The organism is Aeromonas sp. R4-2 (genome assembly GCF_040908295.1).
Classification (GTDB): domain Bacteria; phylum Pseudomonadota; class Gammaproteobacteria; order Enterobacterales; family Aeromonadaceae; genus Aeromonas; species Aeromonas veronii.
On record NZ_JBFODL010000024.1, the window covers coordinates 53,133 to 78,766 of the forward strand.

The 25,634-nt window shown below is 60.8% G+C and carries 22 protein-coding genes; 16 read left to right on the top strand and 6 right to left on the bottom strand.

The annotated features are described in order from the left end of the window. Positions 1-2 precede the first annotated feature (2 nt). From hslO to AB5Y99_RS18465, 7 genes are all read left to right on the top strand, one after another. A complete protein-coding gene (hslO, locus tag AB5Y99_RS18435; RefSeq protein ID WP_005340140.1) occupies positions 3-887 on the top strand; it encodes an Hsp33 family molecular chaperone HslO in 885 nt (294 codons plus the stop codon). 149 nt (positions 888-1,036) lie between these two features. Next, positions 1,037-2,662 carry a phosphoenolpyruvate carboxykinase (ATP) gene (gene pckA, locus AB5Y99_RS18440; protein ID WP_368210437.1) on the top strand — a complete coding sequence of 542 codons (1,626 nt, stop codon included), beginning with the start codon at positions 1,037-1,039 and terminating at the stop codon, positions 2,660-2,662. A 193-nt stretch (positions 2,663-2,855) separates the two neighbouring features. Further along, on the top strand, positions 2,856-3,521 hold the full coding sequence (locus AB5Y99_RS18445) for a GntR family transcriptional regulator (RefSeq protein WP_368210440.1): 666 nt from the start codon (positions 2,856-2,858) through the stop codon (positions 3,519-3,521). Between the two features lie 33 nt (positions 3,522-3,554). After that, on the top strand, positions 3,555-5,357 hold the full coding sequence (locus AB5Y99_RS18450) for an aminopeptidase P family protein (RefSeq protein ID WP_368210443.1): 1,803 nt from the start codon (positions 3,555-3,557) through the stop codon (positions 5,355-5,357). Positions 5,358-5,444: 87 nt separating this feature from the next. Continuing rightward, positions 5,445-5,849: a nitrous oxide-stimulated promoter family protein gene (locus AB5Y99_RS18455; RefSeq protein ID WP_139732665.1), complete on the top strand. Its 405-nt coding sequence runs from the start codon at positions 5,445-5,447 to the stop codon at positions 5,847-5,849. 112 nt (positions 5,850-5,961) lie between these two features. After that, positions 5,962-6,459, top strand: coding sequence for a GNAT family N-acetyltransferase (locus tag AB5Y99_RS18460; RefSeq protein ID WP_368210444.1), 498 nt, complete (start codon positions 5,962-5,964; stop codon positions 6,457-6,459). Positions 6,460-6,556: 97 nt separating this feature from the next. Continuing rightward, on the top strand, positions 6,557-7,024 hold the full coding sequence (locus AB5Y99_RS18465; RefSeq protein ID WP_005340126.1) for a glycine zipper 2TM domain-containing protein: 468 nt from the start codon (positions 6,557-6,559) through the stop codon (positions 7,022-7,024). An 82-nt stretch (positions 7,025-7,106) separates the two neighbouring features. Here the strand turns inward: AB5Y99_RS18465 and amt are convergent, their stop codons facing one another. Beyond that, entirely contained in the window at positions 7,107-8,534 is a 1,428-nt protein-coding gene (gene amt, locus AB5Y99_RS18470) for an ammonium transporter (protein ID WP_005355035.1), read from the bottom strand. Between the two features lie 505 nt (positions 8,535-9,039). On the opposite strand from amt, the gene AB5Y99_RS18475 reads away from it, so the two are divergent. Beyond that, positions 9,040-9,963 (top strand): GGDEF domain-containing protein, encoded by a 924-nt coding sequence (locus tag AB5Y99_RS18475; RefSeq protein ID WP_368210447.1) that lies wholly within the window; start codon positions 9,040-9,042, stop codon positions 9,961-9,963. Positions 9,964-10,053: 90 nt separating this feature from the next. Here AB5Y99_RS18475 and AB5Y99_RS18480 read toward each other — a convergent pair whose 3' ends face one another. Further along, the gene (locus AB5Y99_RS18480; protein WP_368210603.1) at positions 10,054-10,677 is read right to left on the bottom strand and encodes an outer membrane beta-barrel protein; all 624 of its coding nucleotides are present in this window, start codon (positions 10,675-10,677) and stop codon (positions 10,054-10,056) included. Positions 10,678-10,929: 252 nt separating this feature from the next. Here AB5Y99_RS18480 and AB5Y99_RS18485 point away from each other — a divergent pair, with 252 nt between their 5' ends. After that, positions 10,930-11,568, top strand: coding sequence for an exopolysaccharide biosynthesis protein (locus AB5Y99_RS18485; protein ID WP_368210449.1), 639 nt, complete (start codon positions 10,930-10,932; stop codon positions 11,566-11,568). Between the two features lie 66 nt (positions 11,569-11,634). Here AB5Y99_RS18485 and AB5Y99_RS18490 read toward each other — a convergent pair whose 3' ends face one another. Then, positions 11,635-12,909: an amino acid permease gene (locus tag AB5Y99_RS18490; protein ID WP_005340121.1), complete on the bottom strand. Its 1,275-nt coding sequence runs from the start codon at positions 12,907-12,909 to the stop codon at positions 11,635-11,637. Positions 12,910-13,380: 471 nt separating this feature from the next. Continuing rightward, positions 13,381-14,271: a sensor domain-containing diguanylate cyclase gene (locus tag AB5Y99_RS18495; protein WP_103252252.1), complete on the bottom strand. Its 891-nt coding sequence runs from the start codon at positions 14,269-14,271 to the stop codon at positions 13,381-13,383. 348 nt (positions 14,272-14,619) lie between these two features. Between AB5Y99_RS18495 and AB5Y99_RS18500 the strand changes: the two genes are divergently transcribed. Both AB5Y99_RS18500 and AB5Y99_RS18505 read left to right on the top strand, forming a co-directional pair. Next, a complete protein-coding gene (locus tag AB5Y99_RS18500) occupies positions 14,620-14,937 on the top strand; it encodes a hypothetical protein (protein WP_005355042.1) in 318 nt (105 codons plus the stop codon). Between the two features lie 23 nt (positions 14,938-14,960). After that, a complete protein-coding gene (locus AB5Y99_RS18505) occupies positions 14,961-15,596 on the top strand; it encodes a Vat family streptogramin A O-acetyltransferase (protein WP_236356059.1) in 636 nt (211 codons plus the stop codon). Between the two features lie 105 nt (positions 15,597-15,701). Here AB5Y99_RS18505 and ppc read toward each other — a convergent pair whose 3' ends face one another. Both ppc and argE read right to left on the bottom strand, forming a co-directional pair. Then, positions 15,702-18,335, bottom strand: coding sequence for a phosphoenolpyruvate carboxylase (gene ppc / locus AB5Y99_RS18510; protein ID WP_069554237.1), 2,634 nt, complete (start codon positions 18,333-18,335; stop codon positions 15,702-15,704). 231 nt (positions 18,336-18,566) lie between these two features. Further along, on the bottom strand, positions 18,567-19,712 hold the full coding sequence (argE, locus tag AB5Y99_RS18515) for an acetylornithine deacetylase (RefSeq protein ID WP_139494798.1): 1,146 nt from the start codon (positions 19,710-19,712) through the stop codon (positions 18,567-18,569). Between the two features lie 271 nt (positions 19,713-19,983). Here argE and argC point away from each other — a divergent pair, with 271 nt between their 5' ends. The 5 genes from argC (at position 19,984) to argH (ending at position 25,631) form a co-directional block, all read left to right on the top strand. Continuing rightward, positions 19,984-20,991 (top strand): N-acetyl-gamma-glutamyl-phosphate reductase, encoded by a 1,008-nt coding sequence (argC, locus tag AB5Y99_RS18520; protein WP_368210454.1) that lies wholly within the window; start codon positions 19,984-19,986, stop codon positions 20,989-20,991. A 22-nt stretch (positions 20,992-21,013) separates the two neighbouring features. Next, complete coding sequence (gene argB, locus AB5Y99_RS18525) at positions 21,014-21,793, top strand: acetylglutamate kinase (RefSeq protein WP_043851575.1); 780 nt, start codon at positions 21,014-21,016, stop codon at positions 21,791-21,793. A gap of 25 nt (positions 21,794-21,818) precedes the next feature. Continuing rightward, positions 21,819-22,730: an ornithine carbamoyltransferase gene (locus AB5Y99_RS18530; RefSeq protein ID WP_368210456.1), complete on the top strand. Its 912-nt coding sequence runs from the start codon at positions 21,819-21,821 to the stop codon at positions 22,728-22,730. 72 nt (positions 22,731-22,802) lie between these two features. After that, complete coding sequence (locus tag AB5Y99_RS18535; protein ID WP_033115910.1) at positions 22,803-24,038, top strand: argininosuccinate synthase; 1,236 nt, start codon at positions 22,803-22,805, stop codon at positions 24,036-24,038. 210 nt (positions 24,039-24,248) lie between these two features. After that, a complete protein-coding gene (argH, locus tag AB5Y99_RS18540) occupies positions 24,249-25,631 on the top strand; it encodes an argininosuccinate lyase (protein ID WP_368210459.1) in 1,383 nt (460 codons plus the stop codon). The last annotated feature ends 3 nt before the right edge of the window (positions 25,632-25,634 follow it).

Below are 25,634 nucleotides of genomic sequence, written 5' to 3' on the forward strand. Positions count from 1 at the left end.
TGATGAGCAACCAAGATCTGCTGTATCGCTATCTGTTTGAAGAGTACGAAGTGCGTGGCGAGCTGGTCCAGCTGGATCACACCTACCGCCACGTAGTGGAAGCCCAGAACTACCCGGTGCAGGTGCAAAAACTGCTGGGCGAGCTGCTGGTCGCCACCAGCCTGCTGACCGCCACCCTCAAGTTTGAAGGCTCCATCACGGTGCAGCTGCAGGGCGATGGCCCGGTGCGTCTGGCCGTGATCAACGGTGACAACAACCAGCAGCTGCGCGGCGTGGCCCGCTATGAAGGCGAGCTGCCGAGCGATGGCAAGCTGCAGAGCCTGATTGGCAACGGCCAGCTGATCATCACCATCACCCCGGAGCAGGGCGAGCGCTATCAGGGCATCATCGCGCTGGACGCCGATACTCTGGCGGGCTGCCTGGAGCACTACTTTGCCCGCTCCGAACAGCTGGCCACCAAGCTGTGGATCCGCACCGGCTATCACGAAGGTGCGCCGCGCGCTGCCGGCATCATGCTGCAGGAGCTGCCCGCCCAGAGCGAGGATCACAGCAACGACTTCGATCACTTGACCCAGCTCACCAGCACCATCAAGGATGAAGAGCTGTTCGGCCTGCAGGCAGAAGAGATCCTCTACCGTCTCTACCATCAGGACAAGGTGCGGGTGTTCGATCCGCAGGCGGTCGAGTTCCGCTGCACCTGCTCCCGCGAGCGCTGCGAAGGGGCCCTGTTGCAGATAGAAAAGGAAGAGGTCATGGAGATGGTGCAGGAGCTCGGCAAGATCGACATGCACTGTGATTATTGCGGCGCCCAGTACCAATTTAATGGGATCGATGTCGAAACCCTGTTCAGCAGGGCTCCCGGCAATGATGCAAACCAGTTACACTAATTAAAGGCGGGCAAAACCCGCCTTTAACTTTAATAACAAAAAAATACCCTATTTTATAAAGTTTGATGGCGATCGCTAAACTCTACCACCTAAGTGATAGGATGACCGTCAGATAGAACCCTACCAACCTCTGAACCCAGGAGAATACAATGACAATCGTGGCAGAACCCACCCTGGCCCAACAATTAGGACTGGACCAGTACGGCATCAAAAACAGCCAAGAAATCGTTCGCAACCCCTCTTACGAGCAGCTTTTCGCGGAAGAGACACGCCCTGACCTGGAAGGGTTCGAGCGCGGTGTGGTGACCGAGCTGGGCGCCGTCAACGTAAACACCGGTATCTTCACCGGTCGCTCCCCGAAAGATAAATATATCGTCAAAGATGCCACTACCCAGGATACTGTATGGTGGTCTGACCAGGGTAAAAACGATAACAAAGCGATTACCCCGGAAGTGTGGTCACATCTGAAAGGGCTGGTCACCAAACAGCTCTCCGGCAAGCGCCTGTTTGTGGTCGATGGTTTCTGCGGTGCTAACCCGGATACCCGCCTGGCCGTGCGCATCATCACCGAGGTGGCCTGGCAGGCACACTTCGTGAAAAACATGTTCATCCGTCCGAGCGATGAAGAGCTGAAAACCTTCAAGCCTGACTTCGTGGTGATGAACGGTGCCAAGTGCACCAACCCGAACTGGAAGGAGCAGGGTCTCAACTCCGAGAACTTTGTTGCCTTTAACATGAGCGAGAAGATGCAGCTCATCGGTGGCACCTGGTACGGTGGCGAGATGAAGAAGGGCATGTTCTCCATGATGAACTACTTCCTGCCCCTGCGCGGCATTGCCTCCATGCACTGCTCCGCCAACGTGGGTCAGGACGGCGACGTCGCCATCTTCTTCGGCCTCTCCGGCACCGGCAAGACCACCCTCTCCACCGATCCCAAGCGTCAGCTGATCGGCGATGACGAGCACGGCTGGGATGACCACGGCGTGTTCAACTTCGAAGGGGGCTGCTACGCCAAGACCATCAAGCTCTCCGAAGAGGCTGAGCCGGACATCTACCACGCTATCCGTCGCGATGCGCTGCTGGAGAACGTGACTGTTGCCGCAGATGGCACCATCGACTTCGATGATGGCTCCAAGACCGAGAACACCCGCGTCTCCTACCCCATCTATCACATCGACAACATCGTCAAGCCGGTCTCCAAGGCAGGTCACGCCACCAAGGTGATCTTCCTGACTGCCGACGCCTTCGGCGTGCTGCCCCCGGTCTCCAAGCTGACCAAGGAGCAGACCAAGTACCACTTCCTCTCTGGCTTCACCGCCAAACTGGCCGGTACCGAGCGCGGCATCACAGAGCCGACTCCAACCTTCTCCTCCTGCTTCGGCGCAGCCTTCCTCTCCCTGCACCCGACCAAGTACGGTCAGGAGCTGGTGAAACGGATGGAAGCGGCAGGTGCAGAGGCCTATCTGGTCAACACCGGCTGGAACGGCACCGGCAAGCGCATCTCCATCAAGGATACCCGCGCCATCATCGACGCCATCTTGGATGGCTCCATCGAGAAGGCCGAGACCAAGGTGCTGCCGATCTTCAATCTGGAGATCCCGACCGCGCTGCACGATGTGAACCCGGCGATCCTCGACCCGCGCGACACTTACGCCGACAAGGCCGAGTGGGATGCCAAGGCCGTCGATCTGGCAGGGCGCTTCATCAAGAACTTCGAGCGCTTCACCGATAACGACGAAGGCAAACGTCTGGTTGCGGCAGGCCCGCAGCTGTAACAGGCTCGCTTCGTATCAGTGACACCATGCCGGTCAGCCATGCTGACCGGCATTTTTGTTTTTGTGGAGCCCCGAACGCCGCCATCGGCCCCGTTAAAGGGGGCAAAACCTTGCCTTTGCCCATTGTGACAGGTTAGATTCAGCCAAACTTTATACAATATACAATTCTGTAACGCCCAATCGTGACCCGACCATGACCCCACCCTACAAGACCCGAACCCAGATGGTGATGGAAAACCTCCGTGGCCGGATCCTCCGTGGGGAGTTCCCCGCTGGCGCCCCCTTGCGTCAGGATGCCATCGCCAAGGAGCTGGCCGTGAGCCGCATCCCGGTACGCGAAGCCCTGATGCAATTGGAAGCGCAGGGGTTGGTGAAGTTCGAAGCCCATCGCGGCGCCGTGGTCACCATGCTGGACGCCTCGGCCATCGACGAGCTCTTTTATTTGCGAGCGCTGCTGGAAGCCGATACCCTGTTTCACGCCGTCGACAAGATGACGGAAGCCACCTTCGCGCAAGCGGAGGCGATCCTCGCCCAGTTTGATCACGCCCTGGAGTCAGGCACCCAGATCGAACATTGGGCCGAGTTGAACCACAGCTTTCACGCCACCCTCTATCAGGCAGCCGGTCGCCCCCAGGCACTTGAACTGATCGCCCAGATCAATCTGAGCTGTGACCGCTATGTCCGCTTCGAGCTGCTGTTTGCCAGCGACGGGGTGGACAAGGCGGAGCGTGAACACGCCCAATTGCTGGAACTGTGCCGCGCCCGGCGCAAGCACGAGGCGGTGGTGCTGCTCAGGCAGCATATCGAAGCAGCGGGTCAGTCGATCAAGCGGATCCTGGCCAGCGGCCATAAAAACTGAACACTCATATAGCAACCATCTGGCACTAACGACATGAATAATTTCGAGATAATTGAAACCCGCGTCGCCCAAGTCAGGGCCGAGCTGGCCATGCAGGAGTTGGACGCCTTTATCGTCCCCCACGATGATGAGCACCTCGGCGAGTACATCCCCGCCTATGCCGAGCGGCTTGACTGGATCACCGGTTTCAACGGCTCTGCCGGGGTCGCCATCATCATGGCCCAGCGAGCAGCCCTCTTTGTCGATGGTCGCTATACGGTGCAGGCGCGGATGCAAACTCCCGCCGAACTGTTCGAATTCCTCCACCTCGTTGAAAATCCCCATGTGCAGTGGCTGGCCGAGCAGCTGCCGTCAGGCTCCCGGGTTGGCTTCGATGCCCGTCTGCACAGCCTGACCTGGTACAAGAATGCCAAGGCCGTGCTGGCCGAGCGCGGTATCGAGCTGATCCGCGTCGAGCAGAACCCCATCGACCTGAACTGGAGCGATCGCCCGGAGCCGACCAAGAGCCCGGTCATCCTCTACAGCGAGGAGCTGGCGGGCCAGTCCAGCCAGTCCAAACGTGAACAGCTGGCGGCCGACCTGCGCAAGCGCGGGCTGGATGCGGTGCTGCTGACCCAGGCCGAGCCCATCAACTGGCTGCTCAACCTGCGCGGCCGCGATATCGACCGGCTGCCGGTGGTGCTGGGCTTTGCGGTGCTCTACGCCAACACCAGCATGGATTTCTTCGTCGATACCGACAAAATTGACTGCTTCGCCTTCACCCAACACGTAGGGCAGGATGTCTCCGTCTACCCCATCGACAAGCTGGGTGACGTGCTGCAGCGCATCGGTGAAGATCAGCAGAAGGTGCTGGCCGATCCGGACAGCGCCAACGCCTGGACCCAGCTCGTCATGGAAGAGGCGGGTGCCATTCTGGTGGCTGGCCAAGACCCCACCATGCTGCCGAAAGCATGCAAAAACGAGATCGAGCTGACCGGCATGCGTGCCGCTCACCTGCGTGATGGCGTGGCCATGACCCGCTTCCTCGCCTGGCTGGATCGGCTGGTCGCCTCCGGCGAGTTCGAAGGGGTGGATGAAGGCACTCTGGCAGATCAGGTGGAAGCGTTCCGCCGCGAGCAGGAGCACTACGTCGAGCCGAGCTTCGATACCATCTCCGCGCTCGGCCCCAACGCCGCCATGTGCCACTACCACCACACCAATGGCACCCCGCGCGCGTTTGGCCAGGACAGCCTCTATCTGCTGGACTCCGGCGCCCAGTATATGGATGGCACCACCGACATCACCCGCACCATCAAGGTGGGTGAGGTGAGCGACGAGCAGAAAGCGATGTTTACCCGCGTACTGCAGGGTCATATCGCGCTGGATCAGGCCCGCTTCCCGCGCGGCACCGCCGGAATTCAGCTCGACGTGCTGGCCCGCATGCCGCTGTGGCAAGCCGGTTACAACTACGACCACGGCACCGGCCACGGCGTCGGCCACTTCCTGAGCGTCCACGAAGGGCCCCAGCGCATCGCGCCGAAAGGGAGCTTGGTCGCCCTGCAACCGGGCATGGTGCTCTCCAACGAGCCGGGCTACTACCGCGAAGATGGCTTCGGTATCCGCTGCGAGAACCTGGTAGTCGTGACCGAGCAGGAACAGGTTGGCGAGCTGCCGATGCTGGGCTTCGAGCGGCTGACCTACGTGCCGTTCGATACCCGCCTGATCGACCGCAGCCTGCTGAGCCCGGCCGAATTCCGCTGGATCAACGAATACCATGTCGAGGTGTTCCGCCGCCTGAGCCCGCTGCTCGAGGGCGAGGATCTCGCCTGGCTGGAGCAGGCAACCAGCCTCATCTGATGACACAGGGCCTGCGGGCCCTGTTTTTTATCCCCCCTTTTGACCTGTATCAACACCCCAAGCGAGCAGGTCAGGAGAATGGCGGCCATGAAAAGTCATCATGCCAGCCCAGCCCGGGGCTCACACGCCGCAGTCAGCAAAAAGGCGAGTGACCATCCCAGACTCATGCGCGAGCAGCAGACGGTCAGCGCCATGATCCGCCTCTACTGCCAGCACCATCATCAGGATCCCCATTGCCGCCACTGTCGCCAGTTGCGGGATTTCGCCCATCAGCGCCTGCGTCGCTGCCGTTATGGCCACGGCCACAAACCCACCTGCGCCAACTGCAATATCCACTGCTACGCCCCGGCGATGCGCAAACAGATCCAGCAGGTGATGAAGTGGAGCGGCCCGCGCATGTTGCTGCGCCACCCCTGGCTCACCCTTCGCCACCTGCTCGACGGCTTGCGCAAGGCCCCCAAACTGCCCCAGAGCCGCCCCCTGCCGCCATAACCGCCAATCCCTTGCATCCGGCAGGGGATGACCACTACCCTATGGCTCCTTTTCTGCCATTGACCCCAAGGTCAGCGGCGTTGCTGATCCGTTTGCTGCCGATGGAGTCCTGATGCACCACAACCCGCCCCTGCTACGCACCGCCACCCACAATGACATGCACGCCATCTGGCAGATCGATGCCAAGGTGTTTGGCGAAGATGTCTATCCCGCCTTCTTCTTCCGTCAGGCGATGGATTTGTGGCCCGAGTTGTTGCTGGTGGCCGAATACGAGGGGCAGATGGTGGGTTATGTGCTGGGAGGATTTGGTCAGGAGCGGTCGCAAGGCTGGGTACTCTCGCTGGCGGTACTGCCCGAGGCGCGCGGTTTCGGTCTGGCCGAGCGAATGATGCGCCAGATGGAGGCAAACCAGCAGGCGCTGCAGATCAGCGAACTGCGGCTCACGGTCGATCCGGCCAATCCGGCCCAGCGCCTCTACTACCGGCTCGGTTACACATTGCAGGCGGAAGTAGCCGACTATTTCGGCCCCGGAGAAGACCGTCTGCTGCTGGTTAAAACCCTCTCCGGTACAGCTGCGATTCAAGGACAAAACCGGTTACAGAACGCATAATTGGTTACATTTTGCCGATTTCATGTGTGACGGGGTTGGAGTAAAGTTCACTCATCAACCGGATTGTTCAAATTACGTGCAGCCCAGGAGGCCCACCATGTTGAAGCGTATGACCCTTATTGCCCTGCTGGCAGCGACCACCATCACCGGATGCGCCAACAGTGACGTTTACTCTGGCGATGTTTACACCAAAGACCGCGCCAAACAGGTGCAGACCGTCAGCTACGGCACCATCATCTCCACCCGCCCGGTGAAGATCCAGGCCGATGAGAACTCCCTGATTGGCACCATTGGCGGCGCCGTGGTCGGCGGCCTGCTGGGCAGCACAGTCGGTGGCGGCACCGGACGCGACATCGCAGCCGCAGGCGGCGCCATCGCCGGTGCAGCGGCAGGTAACGCCATCGGCAACAAGATGAATCAGGTCGACGGCGTCGAGCTGGAGATCAAGAAAGAGAACGGCGAAGCCATCGTGGTGGTGCAGAAAGCCAGCCCCACCTTCACCCCGGGCGCGCGTGTGCGCATGACCCAGGGTAACGGCAGCATCAACGTGGCCGTCGTGAACTAAGCGTGTGAACTCAGGCTTTGCAGCTTTAGAGTCATAAAAAAACCGCCGATCCCGGCGGTTTTTTGTTGTCTGGCATTCGGGATTACATGCTGTAAGCCTTCTCGCCGTGGGAGGTGACATCCAGCCCTTCCCGCTCGGCATCGCCGTTCACCCGCAGACCCACCAGCATGTCGACCGCCTTGAAGGCAATCGCCGCCACGGCACCAGACCAGAGCAGGGTGACACCGACCCCGATGGCCTGGATCTTCACCTGAGTCAGGATGGAGTAACCCTCGGCAACCTGATTGGTGACATAGTCCCACACCCCGGTACCGCCCAGATCCGGGCTGGCAAAAACGCCGGTCAGCAGAGCACCGAGAATGCCGCACACCCCGTGCACGCCAAACACATCCAGACTGTCATCGGCCCCCAGCAGGCGCTTGAGACCGTGGACACCCCACAGACCCGCCACGCCACTGATAAGGCCCATCACCAGACCACCGCCCACACCGACGAAACCGGCTGCCGGGGTGATCACCACCAGACCGGACACCGCACCGGATGCCGCACCCAGCAGGGAGGGACGTCCCTTCATCACCCACTCGGCCAGCGTCCATGAGAGAGCTGCCGCAGCCGGTGCTACCCAGGTGTTGATAAAGGCGAGTGCGGCGATACCGTTGGCTTCCAGCGCGGAGCCCGCGTTGAAACCGAACCAGCCGAACCAGAGCAGGGAGGCACCGATCATGGTCATGGTCAGGCTGTGGGGGGTCATGGGATCACGACCGTAGCCCAGACGCTTGCCCACCAGATAGGCACCCACCAGACCCGCCACGGCGGCGTTGATGTGCACCACTGTGCCGCCTGCAAAATCCAGCGCACCATGCTGGAACAGATAACCGGCAGTGGCGGTCGCTGTGGCCGCAGCCTCGGCGCTGGTATAGGCATCCGGACCCGCCCAGTACCACACCATATGAGCCAGCGGGATATAGGCGAAGGTGAACCAGATCACCGAGAAGAGCAGCACGGCGGCGAACTTGATGCGCTCGGCAAACGCCCCCACGATAAGGCCGCAGGTAATGGCGGCAAAGGCCCCCTGGAACACCACATAGATCAGCTCGCTAATCCCTACCCCCTTGCTGAAGGTGGCGGCGATGGAGTCAGGGGTTACACCCTTGAGCAGCACCTTGCTGAAGGAGCCGTAGAAATTGCCCCCTTCGGTAAAGGCCAGCGAATAGCCGTAGATCACCCAGAGCACGCAGATGAGGCAGAACAGGGTAAAGACCTGCATCAGCACGCTCAGCATGTTTTTGGCCCGCACCAGACCACCGTAGAAGAGGGCCAGACCGGGGATCGACATCAGGATCACCAGCGCCGCCGAGAGCAGCATCCAGGTGTTGTCACCCTTGTTGATTGTCATGGCGGCAACCGGTGCCACCGCCGCCTGTACCTGAGCGACCTCTTCGGCCCAACTTGGGGTAACCAGCAAGGCAGGCAACATCGTCAGACCCGCCATCATCCATTTTTTGACCATAGAGCACTCTCCTTCCCTGTCGTACCGGTACAAGACCGGCTCCGTTTCCCTGATTGAATCTGTGGCGAACCGCAAGGTGTTGCTGCAACCCGCCAGAATCACACCCGTGCCCGGCACGGGGATACCTCTTGCCACTTCCTCATCACTGCATCTGCCGCCGATGACCGCAAGAGACCGTCTGACATCTAAAAAGCATAAAGCGGGCCATAAATTTAAATCCTTTTAAATCATTGCATTAGAAAGATCACACATCATCAACGCACCAATTTGGCGCATGAGCTGCGCTAACCTGCCCAGGGTCGCCCTGTCACAGGGCAGGCGATACTTCACGCACCAGAAGTGCGCAAACCCTGAGCCAGCCCACAAGCTGACGTCATCGATATCGCGCGCTGCGGGCCCGCTCGTTTACACTGACAGACCAGCCGTTTCCTGTTATCCGACCACGGCATGCCATTACGCAGCCTCTTGTTTGCAACCTGATGGCAGGCCCAATCCGAGGAACACCATGCAGTTCGATCGTCTCGACATCAGCCTCTCCCACTACCGTCATCTCGACCGGGAGCATCGCGCCCACATCGCGCTGCTGGGGATAGTGATGCTGGCCATCATGGCCCTTCATCTGTTGCTGCTGCCCCACTTCCCCTACGAGCGCTTTTACGCCGTCAGCTTTGGCTTCGAGGTGATCAACTGGCTCACCATGCTGTTCCTGTTCTGGGTGGTGCAGTGCGCCCACCTGCCCACCCACACCTACCGCATGCTCTCCTGCGGTCTGATGTTGTGGATAATGGGGGCCACCGCCGACATCATGGATGAGCTGGTGGCGCAGCCACTCTGGCTCGCCATCTATGCCGAGGATTTGCTCCGCTCCAGCGGCATCCTGCTCAGCAGCATCGGTATCCTGAGCACCATGCACCACCTCTTCCACATCAATACCCAGCTCAGACAGCAGGCGCTATTCGACGATCTGACCCGGCTGCCAAACCGGCGCTACTTTCATCAGCAGCTGTTTCTGGAACAGGGGATTTGCCACGCCCTCATCCTGCTGGATCTGGATCACTTCAAGGGGATCAATGACAACTACGGCCACGATATCGGGGATCGGGTGTTGCAGCAGTTTGGCGAGCTATTGCAACAGCACTGCCCGCCCGGTGCGCTGGCGGCCCGTGTCGGGGGTGAAGAGTTTGCCCTGCTGCTGCCCGTCGCCCACGAAGCCGAGCTGCTGCAACTGGCCAACACCCTGCTCACTGCGACCCGCACCATAGCCCCCGACCCGGCCCATACCATGACGGTCAGCCTGGGAGTGGGGATCCGCGAGCCCAAGGAGCCGGCCGTCTCGCTGTTCAAACGGGTGGATCAGGCACTTTATGGCGCCAAGGAGGCGGGCAGAAACTGCGCGGTATGGGCGATGCCGACTAACAAGGAGGTATGAAGATCTGCAGGTTGATTGCCGATAACGGCGAAACATTGCTGCTGAAACAGGGGCCCAAAGGCCCCAGTTTCATAGGGAAAATCCCCTCACCTAAAAGCGGAAGGTAAGACCGATATTGGCCTGCCACTGGGTTACCAGCTCCCCGCGCACCTTGAACACGCACTGCTCCGGGTTGCAGAGAAACTGGTTGTTGTCGTTGACCAGCGAGCCATAACCGCGCACCTCGGCCCGCAGCGCCAGATGCTCGGCGAGGCGCGGTTGCACCCCAAGCGCCAGCGACATGGAAGGGGTCACCTCGCTGTCGTAGGCGGCAAAGCGGGTCACCCCGATCCCGGCGCCGATGTAGGGCGCCATCAGGTTGTCAGAGAGGGTCAGCGCACCGGCAAAGTGCAAAGTATCCACCGTCAGGCGATCCGGCTGGTCGGGAGAGAGGGTGGTGGACTGATGGCTGTAGAGCAGCTCGATCATGCCGGGATCATCCACCTCCTTGCTGATAAAGAGGCCCCAGCTGCCGGAGCCCTGTCCCTGCAGTGAATCAAACGATGCAGAAAGCGGCACCGGCTGCACCACCTCGTCACTCTTCTCGAAGTCGATGGCTGAGCTGTAGCCGAAAAATGGCGTCACCTGCCAACCGGATGTGGTCGCGCCCTCGCTACTCCAGGCCTGCCCCAGTGGCAGCAACAGCCCCATCATCGCTATCCCGGCTCTCTTCATCATCATCCCCTGCTCCCTGTGTGATTGTGCAGAAAGCATACCAGAGGCGTCCTAGGCCCATCCTAAATGGCGGCTGTACCGGATCACTTTCATCGCGGGATTTCCCTCTCGCCGGAACCTCCGCCGAGCCTCCTCACTGGCACCGCTAAGCCCCCCCTACCACCATTCATCGACGGTTAACCTCTGCCACGTATGCTGGCGCCAAATCGGGTCATCGGGGCCCGTTATCACTACTCAAAAGGACATCAGGGAATGGTTGCCGCGCAACTTCACGACCCCCAAACCACCCTCGCGGATACCCTGCGGGCCACCGCGCATGCCATCGACGAGAGCCACATCAGCCTGCGCCAGATGCTGGAGCTGGTGGGCGAACAGGGCATGCTGCTGTTTTGCGTGCTGCTCACCGTCCCCTTTCTGCTGCCGGTCTCCATTCCCGGGGTCAGCACCCCGTTTGGCCTGCTGATCCTCTTTATCGGCATCGGCATCACCCTCAATCGGGTGCCCTGGCTGCCCGCCATGCTGATGGAGCGCCGCTTCGCTGCCGACCAGCTCAAGCCGACCCTGCACAAGGGGGCGGATCTGCTGGCCCGCATCGATCGCTTCATCCGCCCGCGCCTGCTGCTGTTGACCGGCAGCAGTACCATCAACCGCTGCAACGGCCTGCTGATCATGCTGGCCGCCCTGCTGCTGATGCTGCCCCTGGGCGCCATCCCGTTCACCAACGCCATGCCTGCCTGGGCCATCCTGCTGCTGGCCACCGGCATGTTGCAGCGGGACGGTCTGTTCATTGCCAGCGGCTATCTGCTGGTAAGTGCAACCCTGGTCTGGTTCAGCGTGCTGGCCATCGGCTTGCTGATGGCGGGCCAGAGCGCCAGCGGCCTGCTCGGCTAACCCCGACGCACAGAAAAAGGGCGACCAGATGGTCGCCCTTTTTGATTTGTGCGGGATACCGCCCGGTCAAAGCAGATCGTAGATAAGGGCCGAGATGGCAAGCAGCCCCATCACCAACACAAAAAGGGTACTCGGCCCGCGATAACGCTTGAGTGCGGGCAAGCGATAGATGGAGCAGGCCGGCAGCAGAAACAGGATCACCGCGATCAGCGGGCCACTGACGCGCTCGATGATGTCGAGCACGTTGGGGTTCAGATAGGTGATGACGGCGGTCACCATAAACAGGATCACTGATGACACCCGGGCGATGGTCGACTCCTTGAGGGAGAGCCCCAGCCCCTGACAGGCACCGCTCACCATGCTCACCGTCCCCTCGCTCACCCCCATGGAGGTGCCGAGGAAAGATTTGGACATGGCCAGAATGGCGATGAGCGGCCCCACATAGGCGATCAGCGGATTGGAGAACTTGTTCGCCAGCGCCGACAGCACGGAGATATTGTCGGTGCGGGCCAGCGCCATCTCGGCCTGACTCAGGCTCATCACGCAGCTCACCACGAAGAAGAGCACGCTGCCGCAAATCAGCATGCTGCTGCACTTGATGATCCGCTTGGCACGCAGGTCGGCACTCTCCTGACAGCGCTTTTTCTGCGCCGCGCTGAAGGAGGAGATAATGGGCGCATGACTGAAGGAGAAGACCATCACCGGCACGATCAGCCAGAGGGATTTCCAGAACGCCGGATCACGCCAGTCCACCGCTTGACTCTCGCTGAAATAGGAGAGGCTCCACTGGGGCAGCAGATAGATGGAGAGGCCAATCAGAAAGGCAACCATCGGCAGTGCCAGCACGCTGATGGCCGACACCACGATCTGTTTGCCGGCCAGCAGCACCAGATGCAGACCCAGCATCACCCCCAGCACCAGCAAGCCGCGCGGCAGCTCGGCATCCCCCAGCTGGTGGACTACAAAGCTCTGGATCGCATTGGTGATGGAGATGCTGTAGACCAGAATGATGGGGTAGAAGGCCATCAGATAGACCAGCATCAACAGCTTGCCCGCCTTGGCACCGAAGTGCTCCTCCACCACATGGGTGATATCCCCCTCCTTGTGGGAGCTGGAGAGCACAAAGCGGCTCAATGCCCGGTGGGAATAATAAGAGAGCGGAAAAGCCAGCAATAAAATAAATAGCAAAATAACTGGGGAATTACTGCCAACAGTAATAGGGAGAAATAACGTACCGGCACCGACAGCAGTGGCATATAGGCCCATGGTCCATACCGAATCGCTTTTCTCCCATTTCAATTTTGAAACAGGGTTACTCTTTTCAGCAATAGAAACACTCATTGCAATATATACCTTATTAGTCTGTCATCATTATTTTTATTGGCCCGAATAACAGGCTGGAGATATGTCGTTGCATATCGCCATGCACATGAAAAAACAACGCCGCCAGCGGCCAACAGGGCCACCGGAGAGAAACGGAGCTGCCACGCTACCATCGTTGAAATCGCTATCCGGGTCAAGGTTAATAATTCATGACTGTTTGAATCGGAATGTTTCAAAAGACAACGGGATGTATCACATTCGTCACCCAAAACCCGATTCACGCCTGTTTGATAACATACCGATAAAACCTCATGCTGTTGCCCAACAACATAAATAAGACCAGCGAACAGGCCGATAATATTAACACCTTAAGCTGTGGAATATGAGTTAAATAATACGGCCAACTTTTCTACTAATTGACAGTGATGTCAGCCAATTTATTCAGGGTAAAAGCGCAGGCTATTTCCGACAGCGACCGAGGCGGCACTTTCAACCTGCCGGGCAGTGCGCCACCCGGTTGCGGCCTGCCCGCTTGGCCCGATAGAGCCACTCGTCGGCCCGGGCCAGCGCCTGATTGATCTCCTCCTCCGGCTGCACCAGAGTTGTGCCCAGACTGACCGTGATGGCGACCGGATCGGCAGGCAGCGCTTCGACGGCGGCACGGATCTGCTCCGCCATCTGCAGCAAACCGGCTTCATCGATCCGCGGCAGCAGGATCAGAAACTCCTCGCCACCGCTGCGCACAAAGAGGTCATCCGCCCGCAACAGGGCATCGATACAACAACTAAAGCGCTGCAAGGCCCGATCTCCCTGCTGATGGCCGTAACGATCGTTGAGCTGCTTGAAGTGATCGATGTCGAGCATGATAAGACCACAGGGGGCCTCCCCTGCCCGCAACGGCTGGCAGTGCTCGAAGAAGAAACGGCGGTTATGGAGGCCAGTCAGCTGGTCGGTTTCACTCTGGCGCAGCAGTCGCTGCTGCAACTCGTACTGGCGAGTGATATTGCGGGTCACCCAGGCCACCGCCCGCTTGCCGTCATAGAGGGAGGGCAGCGGCGCAATCTTGCCCTCAAAACGCTGTATCCCTTGCGGCCCGGCGGCGGCATTAATCCCCCCCACCTCGGCGGCTGAGAGCTCATACTCCACCACTCGCACCTGACCGCTCGCCAGCGACTCGGCCACCTGCGCCTTGACCCACATGGCCATCTCGGGTGGCAGCACATCGGCCAACTGCTTGCCCGCCAGCGGATTGCCATCGTGATAGGATTGCTGCTCCATGCCGCCGATATATTCCACGTAATAGCCATCTTCACTGAGGATAAAGACGGGATCTGGCAGCTGGGCCATCACTTCATAAAGCTGGGTTACCGAAAGCGCCACGGAGACTCCTGTACTTCAACGTCAAACAGGGGGGAGATATTCTGCCTCAAGAGGACTCACGCGCCCTCATCGGCAGCGCAGAAAAATCTGCGGCCACAGCCAACAATCCTTTACATCTAGCAGCCCGCCAGCCTCTCGGCCACCACCGGTGGCCAGCGCGTTGCTACTCCAGCCACTACGCTCGCTCACGGCGGCGAAAGCCCCCTCACCCGGTCGCGCATATCCCATTGTTTCAACTCACAAGTTCATTTACGCTGGCCGTCCTGAGTCCAGTTTTCACCTCATCAGCCATCAGGGAGCCAGCCACCCGCAACCGCAGGGGCTGTACCACGGAAAAGGAATCGCCAGATGAAAAACGCCATCGTTACCGCCCGCTTCGACGCTATCAGCACCGAAGGGGAACAGCTCACCCTCAAGATCGCCATCAAGGCCCCCGAGCCGGATCCCAAGTCCGCCAGCGGTGACTGGCGCTGCAAGGTGAAGCTGGCAGGGCTGAGCGACAAGACCTTTATCTACGGCATCGACAGCCTGCAGGCCCTGAGCCTCGCCATCAAGTTTGTCGAAACCGAACTGCGCGCTTTCTCCGATGCGGGCTGGCAGTTCTATCTGCCCAATTGCCCCGATCACCCCATCGACATGAGCGCCTGCTACTTCCCGGCGCTCTAGCCCGGCCCATCCAAGGAGACCAGATGCACGGACCCGATCCCGCCAATCCCCACCCCATGAACGGCTTTCCCCAGGTGTGCTTTATCAAGAACACCATCAAGGGGCCCAATATCGAGGTGGGTGACTACACCTATTACGACGACCCGGAGGATTCGGCGGGCTTCGAGCGCAACGTCCTCTACCACTTCCCCTTCATCGGCGACAAGCTCATCATCGGCAAGTTCTGCGCCATCGCCCGCGGGGTGAAGTTCATCATGAACGGCGCCAACCACCAGACCTCCGGCTTCTCCACCTACCCCTTCTTTATCTTCGGCAATGGCTGGGAGCATGCCGCACCCACCCCGGGCAGCCTCCCCTACAAGGGCGATACCGTCATCGGCAACGATGTCTGGATTGGCTATGACGCTCTGATCATGCCGGGGGTCAAGGTAGGCAACGGTGCCATCATCGCCGCCCGCTCTGTGGTCACCGGTGACGTGCCCGCCTACGCCGTGGTCGGCGGCAACCCAGCCAAGGTGATCCGCTACCGCTTCGACGACGACACCATCGCCCGTCTCAACGCCATCGCCTGGTGGGACTGGCCGGTGGAGCAGATCAGCCGCAACCTGCCGCTTATCAGCGGCGGCGAGATAGCCGCGCTGGAAGCGGCAACCCCATAGAGACAACCTGTAAACCAAGCGAGATCGTAGAAACAACAAAGGGCGCCTTGTCGGCGCCCTTTGGCTTGATGGATATCGCTGAAGCCTGTTGGCCTGGACTGGTAATCAACCCGTATTACGCATACCTGCGGCAATACCGGCGATGGTGACCATCAGCGCCTTGTCCAGCTCGGGGTGCAGGGTCTCCGGGTGGTTGCGGGAGCGGTTGAGCAGCTCGGCCTGCAGCACGTTGAGCGGGTCTGTGTAGGGGTTGCGCAGCTTGATGGACTCCTTGATCCAGGGCTGATCCTCCAGCAGATCCCCGCGCGGGCTCAGTTTCAGCACCACCTCGATCGATTCGGCGAGCTCCTGACGCAGCTGTTTGCCAAGGCCCCACAGCTCCTGCGGCACCAGACGGGTGTCGTAGTACTCGGCGAGCCAGACATCCGCTTTGAGGAACACCATCTCCAGCATCTCGAGGCGAGTGCGGAAGAAGGGCCACTGGGCGCTCATCTCTTCCAGCACCGCCAGCTTGCCGCCGTCGATCGCCTGCTGCAGCGCCTTGTGGGCACCGAGCCAGGCCGGCAGCATCAGGCGGTTCTGGGTCCAGGCGAAGATCCACGGAATGGCGCGCAGGCTCTCGACGCCGCCGTTGGGCTTGCGCTTGGAGGGACGGGAGCCGAGCGGCAGCTTGCCGAGCTCCATCTCCGGGGTGGCGGCACGGAAGTAAGGGACGAAGTCCGGATGACCGCGCACAATGCTGCGGTAGTGCTCGCAGGAGTCGGCGGCCAGCTGTTCCATCACCTCGCGCCAGCACTCTTTCGGCTTGGGCGGCGGCAGCAGGTTCCCTTCCAGCACGGCGCTGGTGTAGAGCTCCAGACTCTTGATCGCCACTTTCGGCAGGCCGAACTTGAAGCGGATCATCTCCCCCTGTTCGGTGGTACGCAGACCGCCGCGCAGGGATCCCGGCGGTTGGGAGAGGATGGCCTGATGGGCTGGCGCACCACCACGACCGACGGTACCGCCACGGCCATGGAACAGGGTGAGGCGGATGTTGTTGGCTTCGGCAAGTCCCACCAGGGATTCCATGGCGGCGTACTGGGCCCAGCCAGCGGCCATCATGCCCGCATCCTTGGCAGAGTCGGAGTAGCCGATCATCACGTACTGACGGCCCTGAATGTAGCCGCGATACCAGTCCACCGAGAGCAGGCGCTCCATCACGGCGGTGCCTGCCATCAGGTCATCCTGGGTTTCAAACAGCGGGGCGACCGGCATGCGGAACTTGCAACCCGCCTCTTTGAGCAGCAGTTGCACCGACAGCACATCGGACGGCGCACCGGCCATGGAGATGATGTAGATACCGAACGCATCGGGGTCGTGCTCGGCGATAACCTGACAGGTATCCAGCGTCTCGCGCACCTCGGCGCTCGGCTCCCAGTCGTGGGGAATGAGCGGGCGGCGAGAGTTCAGTTCGTTGAGCAGGAAGGCCTGCTTGTCATCTTCGCTCCACTCGGCGTAGTCACCCAGACCCAGATAGCGGGTCAGCTCGGAGAAGACCAGCCCGTGACGCTCGCCATCCTGACGGATATCGAGCTTGACCAGATGGATGCCGAAACAGGCGACCTTGCGCAGCACATCCAGCAGCATGCCATCGGCGATGTTGCCCATGCCGCAGGCGTGCAATGAGTGGTAGCAGAGCTCCAGCGGCTCGCGCAGCTGGGCGGTGGTCTTGACCAGATCCTGGCTCTCGCTCGCCTGGCCCTGCACCTTGGCGGTGAGGTGCTCCTTGGTTTCGCGCAGCGCTTCACGCAGCTCGCGCACCAGCGCACGGTAAGGCTCGGGGTGATCGCCAACGCGAGCGCGCACTGCGTCGGTACAGTCAGACATGGAGAGCTCGGAGGTGAGCTCCTTGATGTCTTTGTAGAACAGGCTCACCGCCATCCAGCGGCCCAGCTCCAGCACTTCGGCAGTCACCTTGGCGGTGACGAAGGGGTTGCCGTCGCGGTCACCGCCCATCCAGGAGGTGAACTTGACCGGCGCGGCATCCAGCGGCAGCCGCACACCCAGATGGTGTTGCAGACGCTCGTCCAGATTGCGCATGAATTCGGGAATGGCGGGCCACAGGCTGTTCTCCACCACGGCGAAGCCCCACTTGGCCTCGTCGACCGGAGTCGGGCGCTGTTCGCGGATCTCGTTGGTGTGCCACGCCTGATTGATGAGCTGTTCGATGCGATTGAGGATCTTGTCCCGCTCGCGGGGCAGCAGGTCGGAAAGCTCCAGCGCCTCGAGGCAGTCGTTGAGCTGTACGTGCTTGTGGATCAGGGTGCGGCGGGTCACCTCGGTGGGGTGAGCGGTCAGCACCAGATCGATATCCAGCTCGCGCACGGCCTGAATGATGGCCTCTTGCGACAGGTTGGACGCTTTCAGTTTGTCGAACATCTGCTCCAGCGGGTCCGGGGTGCAGACCTGCTCTTCGCAGCGACGGGAGATGGTGTGGAACTGTTCCGCCACGTTGGCCAGATTGAGGAACTGGCTGAAGGCGCGAGCCACCGGCAGCAGTTCATCATCGCTCAGGGTGCGCAGGGTATCGAGCAGACGTTCCCGGTCTGATTCATTGCCCTTGCGGGAGGACTTGGCCAATTGGCGAATGGTTTCGATCTTGTCGAGAAAGGCCTGACCCTGATGATCCTTGATGGATTTACCCAGCAGCTGACCCAGCATACCTACGTTGGCGCGTAGTGCGGCGTACTTTTCGTTCATTCCACATCCTTATCTTGTTGGTGCCTGACACCCATCCGGGGTGCTAGACGACCTCACTTATTGTTGTGCGATTACAACATATGCTCCGTCATCTTAGGGTGACAATCTACCCAGATTGTCTGCGCAAGGTCAAATAACAGGCCGATTCAGAACATGTATTTCCATCACCACTCCACAACCGGCTTGTTATGTAACTTACTTACAGTTTTTACGCCCCTTTCACCGCCGCCGCTACAGGCAAAAACGTCTGATCAGGTGCTGCAACACCGAGGTGGTCGGCTTGACGAAGGAGAGGTCGAGATACTCATCCGGCTGGTGCGCCTGGGTGATATGACCGGGGCCCATCACTATGGTCTCGCAGCCAAGCTGCTGGATAAACGGCGCCTCGGTGCAGTAGTTGACCGACTCGGCGGCGCGACCGCTCGCCTTCTCAGCTTCGCGTACCAGCACAGAGTCATCGGCGCAGGCGTAGGCGGGGATCGGCTCGTGCAGGTGTTGCAGATGCAGGCAGCCGGGCTGGTGGATCTCGATGGGCGACAGCGCCTCTTTGAGCATCCCCATCAACTCGTCTGGCCCCACCTGCGGGGTGGGTCGCAGGTCGATATGCAGCTCGCAGCAGCCGCAGATGCGGTTCGGGCTGTCGCCCCCCTGAATGTAACCCAGGTTCAGGGTCGGCTGCGGCACGGCAAAGCGGTGGTCGGCGTAACGATCTTTCAGATCCTGCTGCAAGCGCAGCACCTGCCCCATCGCCTTGTGCATGATCTCCATGGCGTTGACGCCGTTGGCGGGATCCGAGCTGTGACCGCTCTTGCCGGTAATGCGGATCGCCTCCGACATATGCCCCTTGTGGGCCACCACAGGCACCAGCCCGGTCGGCTCGCCAATTACGGCGTAGTCGGGTTTCAGCTCCGCCGCGGCGGCGATGGCGCGGGCCCCCGCCATGGTGGTCTCTTCGTCGGCGGTAGCGAGGATACGCAGCGGCTTGGTCAGCTTGGTGAGGTCGATCTCTTTGAGCGCCTCGACGATAAAGGCGAAGAAGCCCTTCATATCGATGGTGCCGAGGCCATAGAGACGGTTGCCCTCTTCGGTCACCTTGAAGGGATCCTTGCTCCAGCCCCCCTCATCGAACGGTACCGTATCTGTGTGACCCGCCAGCAGCAGACCGCCCTCCCCCTGACCGAGCGTCGCCACCAGATTGAACTTGCCCGGCAGATCGGGGAGCGCCGTCACCTCGCACTGAAAACCGAGCTGACCGAACCAGTCGGCCAGCAGCCGGATCACCGCCTCGTTGCTCTGATCCCACTTGGGATCCGTGCTGCTGATAGAGGGAATCGCAATAATATTCTTATAAAGTGAAAAAAAATCCAGATTGGCCATCAGCTCCTCCTTGCGTCCCCGGAATGTTTCTGTTAGAAAATACAAATGCAAAGTGAGTGCATGAATATTCTGTAATTTTACCTGAATATCTGGCTCATCAACAAAGGCTTCTAGTTGTAAGGGAAAGTTAATGTTCTGTCACCTGATCTATAACCGACGACACACACCCGCCTGAATTGCCCCTCCGCACTTGTGCAAAGGGGCGATCGAACACCCTTGTGCACTGCAGCGTCATGCTGTGAATCTCGAACTCTGACTTGGAATATTCAACATGCTTAACACCGTTATCGTCGGTGCCAGTGGCTACGCGGGAGCCGAACTGGCCGCACTGGTACAGAACCACCCACAACTCAAACTGTTCGGCCTCTATGTCTCCGCCGGCAGTCAGGATGCCCACAAGCGCTTCTCATCCCTGCATCCCCAGTGGGTCGGCGCCCTCGATCAGCCGCTGCTGCCACTGGACGAGGATGGCATGACCCGGATCCTGACCCAGGCCGATCTGGTGCTGCTGGCCACCGCCCACGAGGTGAGCGCCGAGCTGGCCCCCAAGTTTCTCGCCAAGGGGCTGCCGGTGTTCGATCTTTCCGGCGCTTTCCGGGTCAAGGATCAGGGCTTTTACGACAACTTCTACGGCTTCACCCACCAGAGCGAGCAGTGGCTGGATCAGGCCGTCTATGGTCTGGCGGAGTGGAATGCCGATGCCATCGCAACCGCCCAGCTGATTGCGGTGCCCGGTTGCTACCCGACCGCATCGCTGTGCGCCCTCAAGCCGCTGCAGCAGGATGGCCTGATTGCCAAGGGGTGGCAGCCCATCATCAACGCCGTCTCCGGGGTTTCCGGCGCCGGGCGCAAGGCAGCCATCAACACCAGCTTCTGCGAAGTGAGCCTCAATCCCTACGGCACCTTCAATCACAGACACCAGCCGGAGATCAGCCATCACCTCGGCAAGGAGGTGCTGTTCCAGCCCCACCTTGGCAACTATGTGCGCGGCATTCTGGCCACCATCTATGTGCAGCTGGCGGACGGCGCCACCCCCACTCAAGTGGATCAGGCCTTCCTCAAGGCTTACGAAGGCAAGCCGCTGGTGCGCCTCACCGGCCAGATGCCCTCCATCCGTGGCGTAGCGGGCACCCCTTACTGCGATATCGCCTGGCAACAGCAGGGCAACATGCTGGTGGTGGTCTCGGCCATCGACAACCTGCTCAAGGGCGCTGCCTCGCAAGCCATGCAGTGCATAAATATCAAATTTGGTTTTGAACCGGCCACCGGCCTGATTTAAGGACTTAGGAAGGATCTCGAACATGGACAAACAGACGTTGGTAATCAAGCTGGGCGGCGCCCTTATCGAGAACGACGAGGCGCTGACCGCCCTGTTCGCCACCCTCAAAACCTTTCTCGACGATCAGCACCGCCCGCTGGTGCTGGTACACGGCGGTGGCTGTCTGGTGGATGACCTGCTCAAGGGGCTGGGTCTCACCTCCACCAAGAAGAACGGCCTGCGGGTGACCCCGTTCGAGCAGATCCCCTTCATTGCCGGGGCGCTGGCGGGCACTGCCAACAAACAGATGATGGCCAAGGCGATCGCCACCGGCATTCCGGCGGTGGGTCTCTGTCTGGCGGATGGCGGCCTGTGTCAGGTGACCCAGCTCGACCCGGATCTCGGCGCGGTCGGCGAGTGCAAGCCGGGCAACCCGGCACTGGTGGCAGGCATCCTCGGTCAGGGCTTCCTGCCGGTGGTGAGCTCCATCGGCATCACCGCCGACGGGCAGCTGATGAACGTCAACGCGGATCAGGCGGCCACCGCCATTGCCGAGGCGCTCGGTGCAGATCTGGTGATGCTCTCCGATGTGAGCGGGATCCTCGATGGCAAGGGCAAGCTGGTGCCCCAGCTCGACAAGCTGACCGCACTGGATCTGATGGAGAAAGGGGTGATCCGCGATGGCATGGCGGTCAAGGTAGAAGCGGCCCTGCACGCCGCCCAGACCCTCGGCAAGCCGGTCTGTGTCGCCAGCTGGCGTTACCCGGATCAGCTGCTCAAGCTGCTGGCTGGCGGCGCGGTCGGCACCCAAGTGGCCATTTGATCTCCACCGGAACAAGGAACATCCGATGCAACATCTTCTGAAAGACAGTGATCTGAACAAAGCCCAGATCGAGGCGCTGATTGCGCTGGGCAAAGCGGTCAAGGCCGACCCGAAGAAGTACAGCCAGGCGCTGGCCGGCAAGAGCGTGGTCACCCTGTTCGAGAAACCCTCCCTGCGCACCCGGGTCACCTTCGACATCGGTATCGCCAAACTGGGCGGCCACAGCGTCTATCTGGATCAGCAGAACGGCGCGCTGGGCAAGCGGGAGTCGGTGAAGGATTTCGCCGCCAACCTGTCCCGCTGGTGTGATGCTATCGTCGCTCGGGTGTTCGATCACCAGACCCTGGTCGAGCTGGCGGAGCACGGCACAGTGCCGGTAGTGAACAGCCTGTGCAACCTCTACCACCCCTGTCAGGGGCTGGCCGACTTTATGACCATTGCCGAGCACTACGACGACCTGTCGAAGGTGAAGCTTGCCTACCTCGGTGATGGCAACAACGTCAGCCACTCTCTGCTGCTGCTGGGGGCGACCCTCGGCACCGACGTCACCCTGATCTGCCCGAAAGGCCACGGCCCGGATACCCAGCTCTTCCTGCAGGCGCAGGCACTGGCGGCCAAGTCGGGGGCGACCATCCACATCAGCGATGACGTGGCGGATATCGAAGGGTTCGACGTGGCCTACACCGACACCTGGGTCTCCATGGGCGACAACACCCCGATGGAGCAGGTCAAAGACCTCTTTATGCCTTACCAGATCAATCAGGCCCTGCTCGACCGCACCGGCATCCAGCACGTGCTGCATTGCCAGCCGGCTCATCGGGAGCTGGAGATCACCTCGCAGGTGATGGATGGCCCCGCCTCCCTCATCATGGACGAGGCCGAAAACCGGATGCATATCCAGAACGCCGTGTTGCTGACCCTGTTTGGATATAAATAGCCCGGGCGGCAAGTAACGCGGCACTCAACCTGAATCACGACCCTTTATCGAATCATCATGGAGAGAAGTAAAATGAGCGGAATCAACAAGATCGTACTGGCTTACTCGGGTGGACTGGATACCTCGGCCATCATTCCCTGGCTGAAGGAGCACTATGACGCCGAAATCATCGCTTTCGTGGCCGACGTCGGTCAGGAGCGCGACGATCTGGAAGGGATCGAGCAGAAGGCGATCGCCTCCGGCGCCACCAAGTGCATCATCAAGGATCTGCGGGAAGAGTTCGTCAAAGAGTACGTCTACCCGACCCTGAAGACCGGCGCCGTCTATGAAGGCACCTATCTGCTGGGCACCTCCATGGCCCGTCCGGTGATCGCCAAGGCGATGGTTGAGGCCGCACTGGCGGAAGGGGCCGATGCCATCTCCCACGGTTGCACCGGCAAGGGTAACGATCAGGTGCGTTTCGAAGGTGCGGTCGCCGCGCTGGCGCCCCAGCTGAAAGTGATCGCCCCGTGGCGGATCTGGGACATGCGCTCCCGGGAAGATCTGCTCTCCTATCTGGAGACCCGCAACATCCCCTGCAAGGCGACCCTAAAGAAGATCTACAGCCGCGACGCCAACGCCTGGCACATCTCCACCGAGGGTGGCGAGCTGGAGAGCACCTGGAACGAGCCCTCCGAAGCGGTCTGGCAGTGGACCGTACCGGCCGAGCAGGCACCGGATCAGCCGGAGTACGTCAAGCTGACCGTGGCGCAGGGTGAAGTGGTGGCCGTTGACGACCAGCCGCTCAGCCCGCACCAGATCCTGATGACCCTGAACGAGCGTGCCGGCAAGCACGGCGTGGGCCGCATCGACATCACCGAAAACCGGATGGTGGGGATGAAGTCCCGCGGCTGCTACGAAACCCCGGGCGGTACCGTGATGGTCGCCGCGCTGCGCGCGGTGGAAGAGCTGGTACTGGATCGCCCGACCCGCGCCTGGCGGGAAAAGCTGGGTGCCGAGTTCTCCCATCTGGTCTATGACGGCCGCTGGTTCACCCCGCTGTGCAAGGCGATCCTCGCCTCTGCCAACGCCATCGCCGAAGATCTGGATGGTGAAGTGGTGCTGAAGATGTACAAGGGTCAGGTCACTGCGGTGCAGAAGAAGTCGCCGAACAGCCTCTACTCCGAAGACTTCGCCACTTTCGGGGCCGATGAAGTGTATGACCAGAGCCATGCCGAAGGCTTTATCCGTCTCTACACCCTGGCCAGCCGGATCCGCGCCATGAAGGAACAACATCAGGCTATCGGTGGCGATCACACCCACGGCTAAGCAAGCGAGATAACCCGTTGATTCCGTTGAGGGGGCATGGCCCCCTCTTCTATAGGCCGAGGGCATGGCCCCTGACCCATCATCGGCGGGTGTGACAAGAGCGGCAGCGCCCGGGCCACTTCTGTGAGATAACAGGCTCGCAGAAAAACAGGGCACGATTTCAAGCTCGGTGGCCAGGGCGCCGCCGACAACGCATTCAAGGAGAGCAGTATGGCACTTTGGGGTGGACGCTTCAGTCAGGGAGCAGATAGCCGGTTCAAGCAGTTCAACGATTCGCTGCGGTTTGATTACCGGCTGGCGGAGCAGGATATTCAGGGCTCCATGGCCTGGGCCCGCGCGCTGGTGAAAGTGGGTGTATTGACTGCCGATGAGCAGGGCAAATTGCAACGGGCGATGGAGGTGCTGCTCGCCTCGGTGCAGCAGGATCCCCAGCAGATCCTGAGCTCGGACGCCGAAGATATCCACTCCTGGGTCGAGAGCCAGCTCATCGCCGCCGTCGGCGATCTTGGCAAGAAGCTGCACACCGGCCGCTCGCGCAACGATCAGGTCGCCACCGACCTGAAACTCTGGTGCAAGGCGCAGGGTGAGCTGCTGCTCGGCTCCATCACCGCCCTGCAGCAGGGACTGGTCGCCTCAGCCCGTGCCAATCAGGCCGCGGTGCTGCCCGGTTACACCCACCTGCAGCGCGCCCAACCGGTCACCTTCGCTCACTGGGCGCTGGCCTATGTGGAGATGCTGGAGCGGGACTACTCCCGGCTGCAGGATGCCCTCAAGCGCCTCGATACCAGCCCCCTCGGCTGCGGCGCACTGGCGGGCACCGCCTACGCCATCGACCGCGAAGCCTTGGCGCTCGACATGGGCTTTAGCGGCGCCACCCGCAACAGCCTGGATTCGGTCTCCGATCGGGATCACGTGGTGGAGCTGATGCACGTGGCGTCCCTCTCCATGACCCACCTGTCGCGCTTTGCCGAAGATCTCATCTTCTACAACACCGGCGAGGCTGGGTTTGTCGAGTTGTCCGATGCGGTCACTTCCGGCTCGTCGCTGATGCCGCAGAAGAAGAACCCGGATGCGCTCGAGCTTATTCGTGGCAAGACCGGCCGGGTGGTCGGCGCCCAGATGGGCATGCTGATGAGCCTGAAGGCGCTGCCGCTGGCCTACAACAAGGACATGCAGGAAGACAAGGAGGGGCTGTTCGATGCCCTCGACACCTGGCACGACTGCCTCGACATGGCGGCGCTGGTGTTGATCGATCTGAAGGTCAATGGCGAGCGCACCATGGCAGCGGCGCAGGGCGGCTACGCCAACGCTACCGAGCTGGCGGACTATCTGGTGGCCAAGGGGATTCCATTCCGTGAAGCGCACCATATCGTCGGCGAAACCGTGGTCTTTGCCATCAGCGTGGGCCGCCCGCTGGAGGAGCTCTCCATCGGCGAGTTCCAGCGCTTCAGCCCGGTGATCGAGTTCGACGTCTACCCCAACCTGGAGCTGGAAGCGACCCTCGCCAAGCGGGTCGCCAAAGGCGGCGTCGCCCGCGAGCAGGTTGAGGCAGCCCTGACTGCCGCCGAAACATGGCTGGCCAAGCGCAGCTAGTTA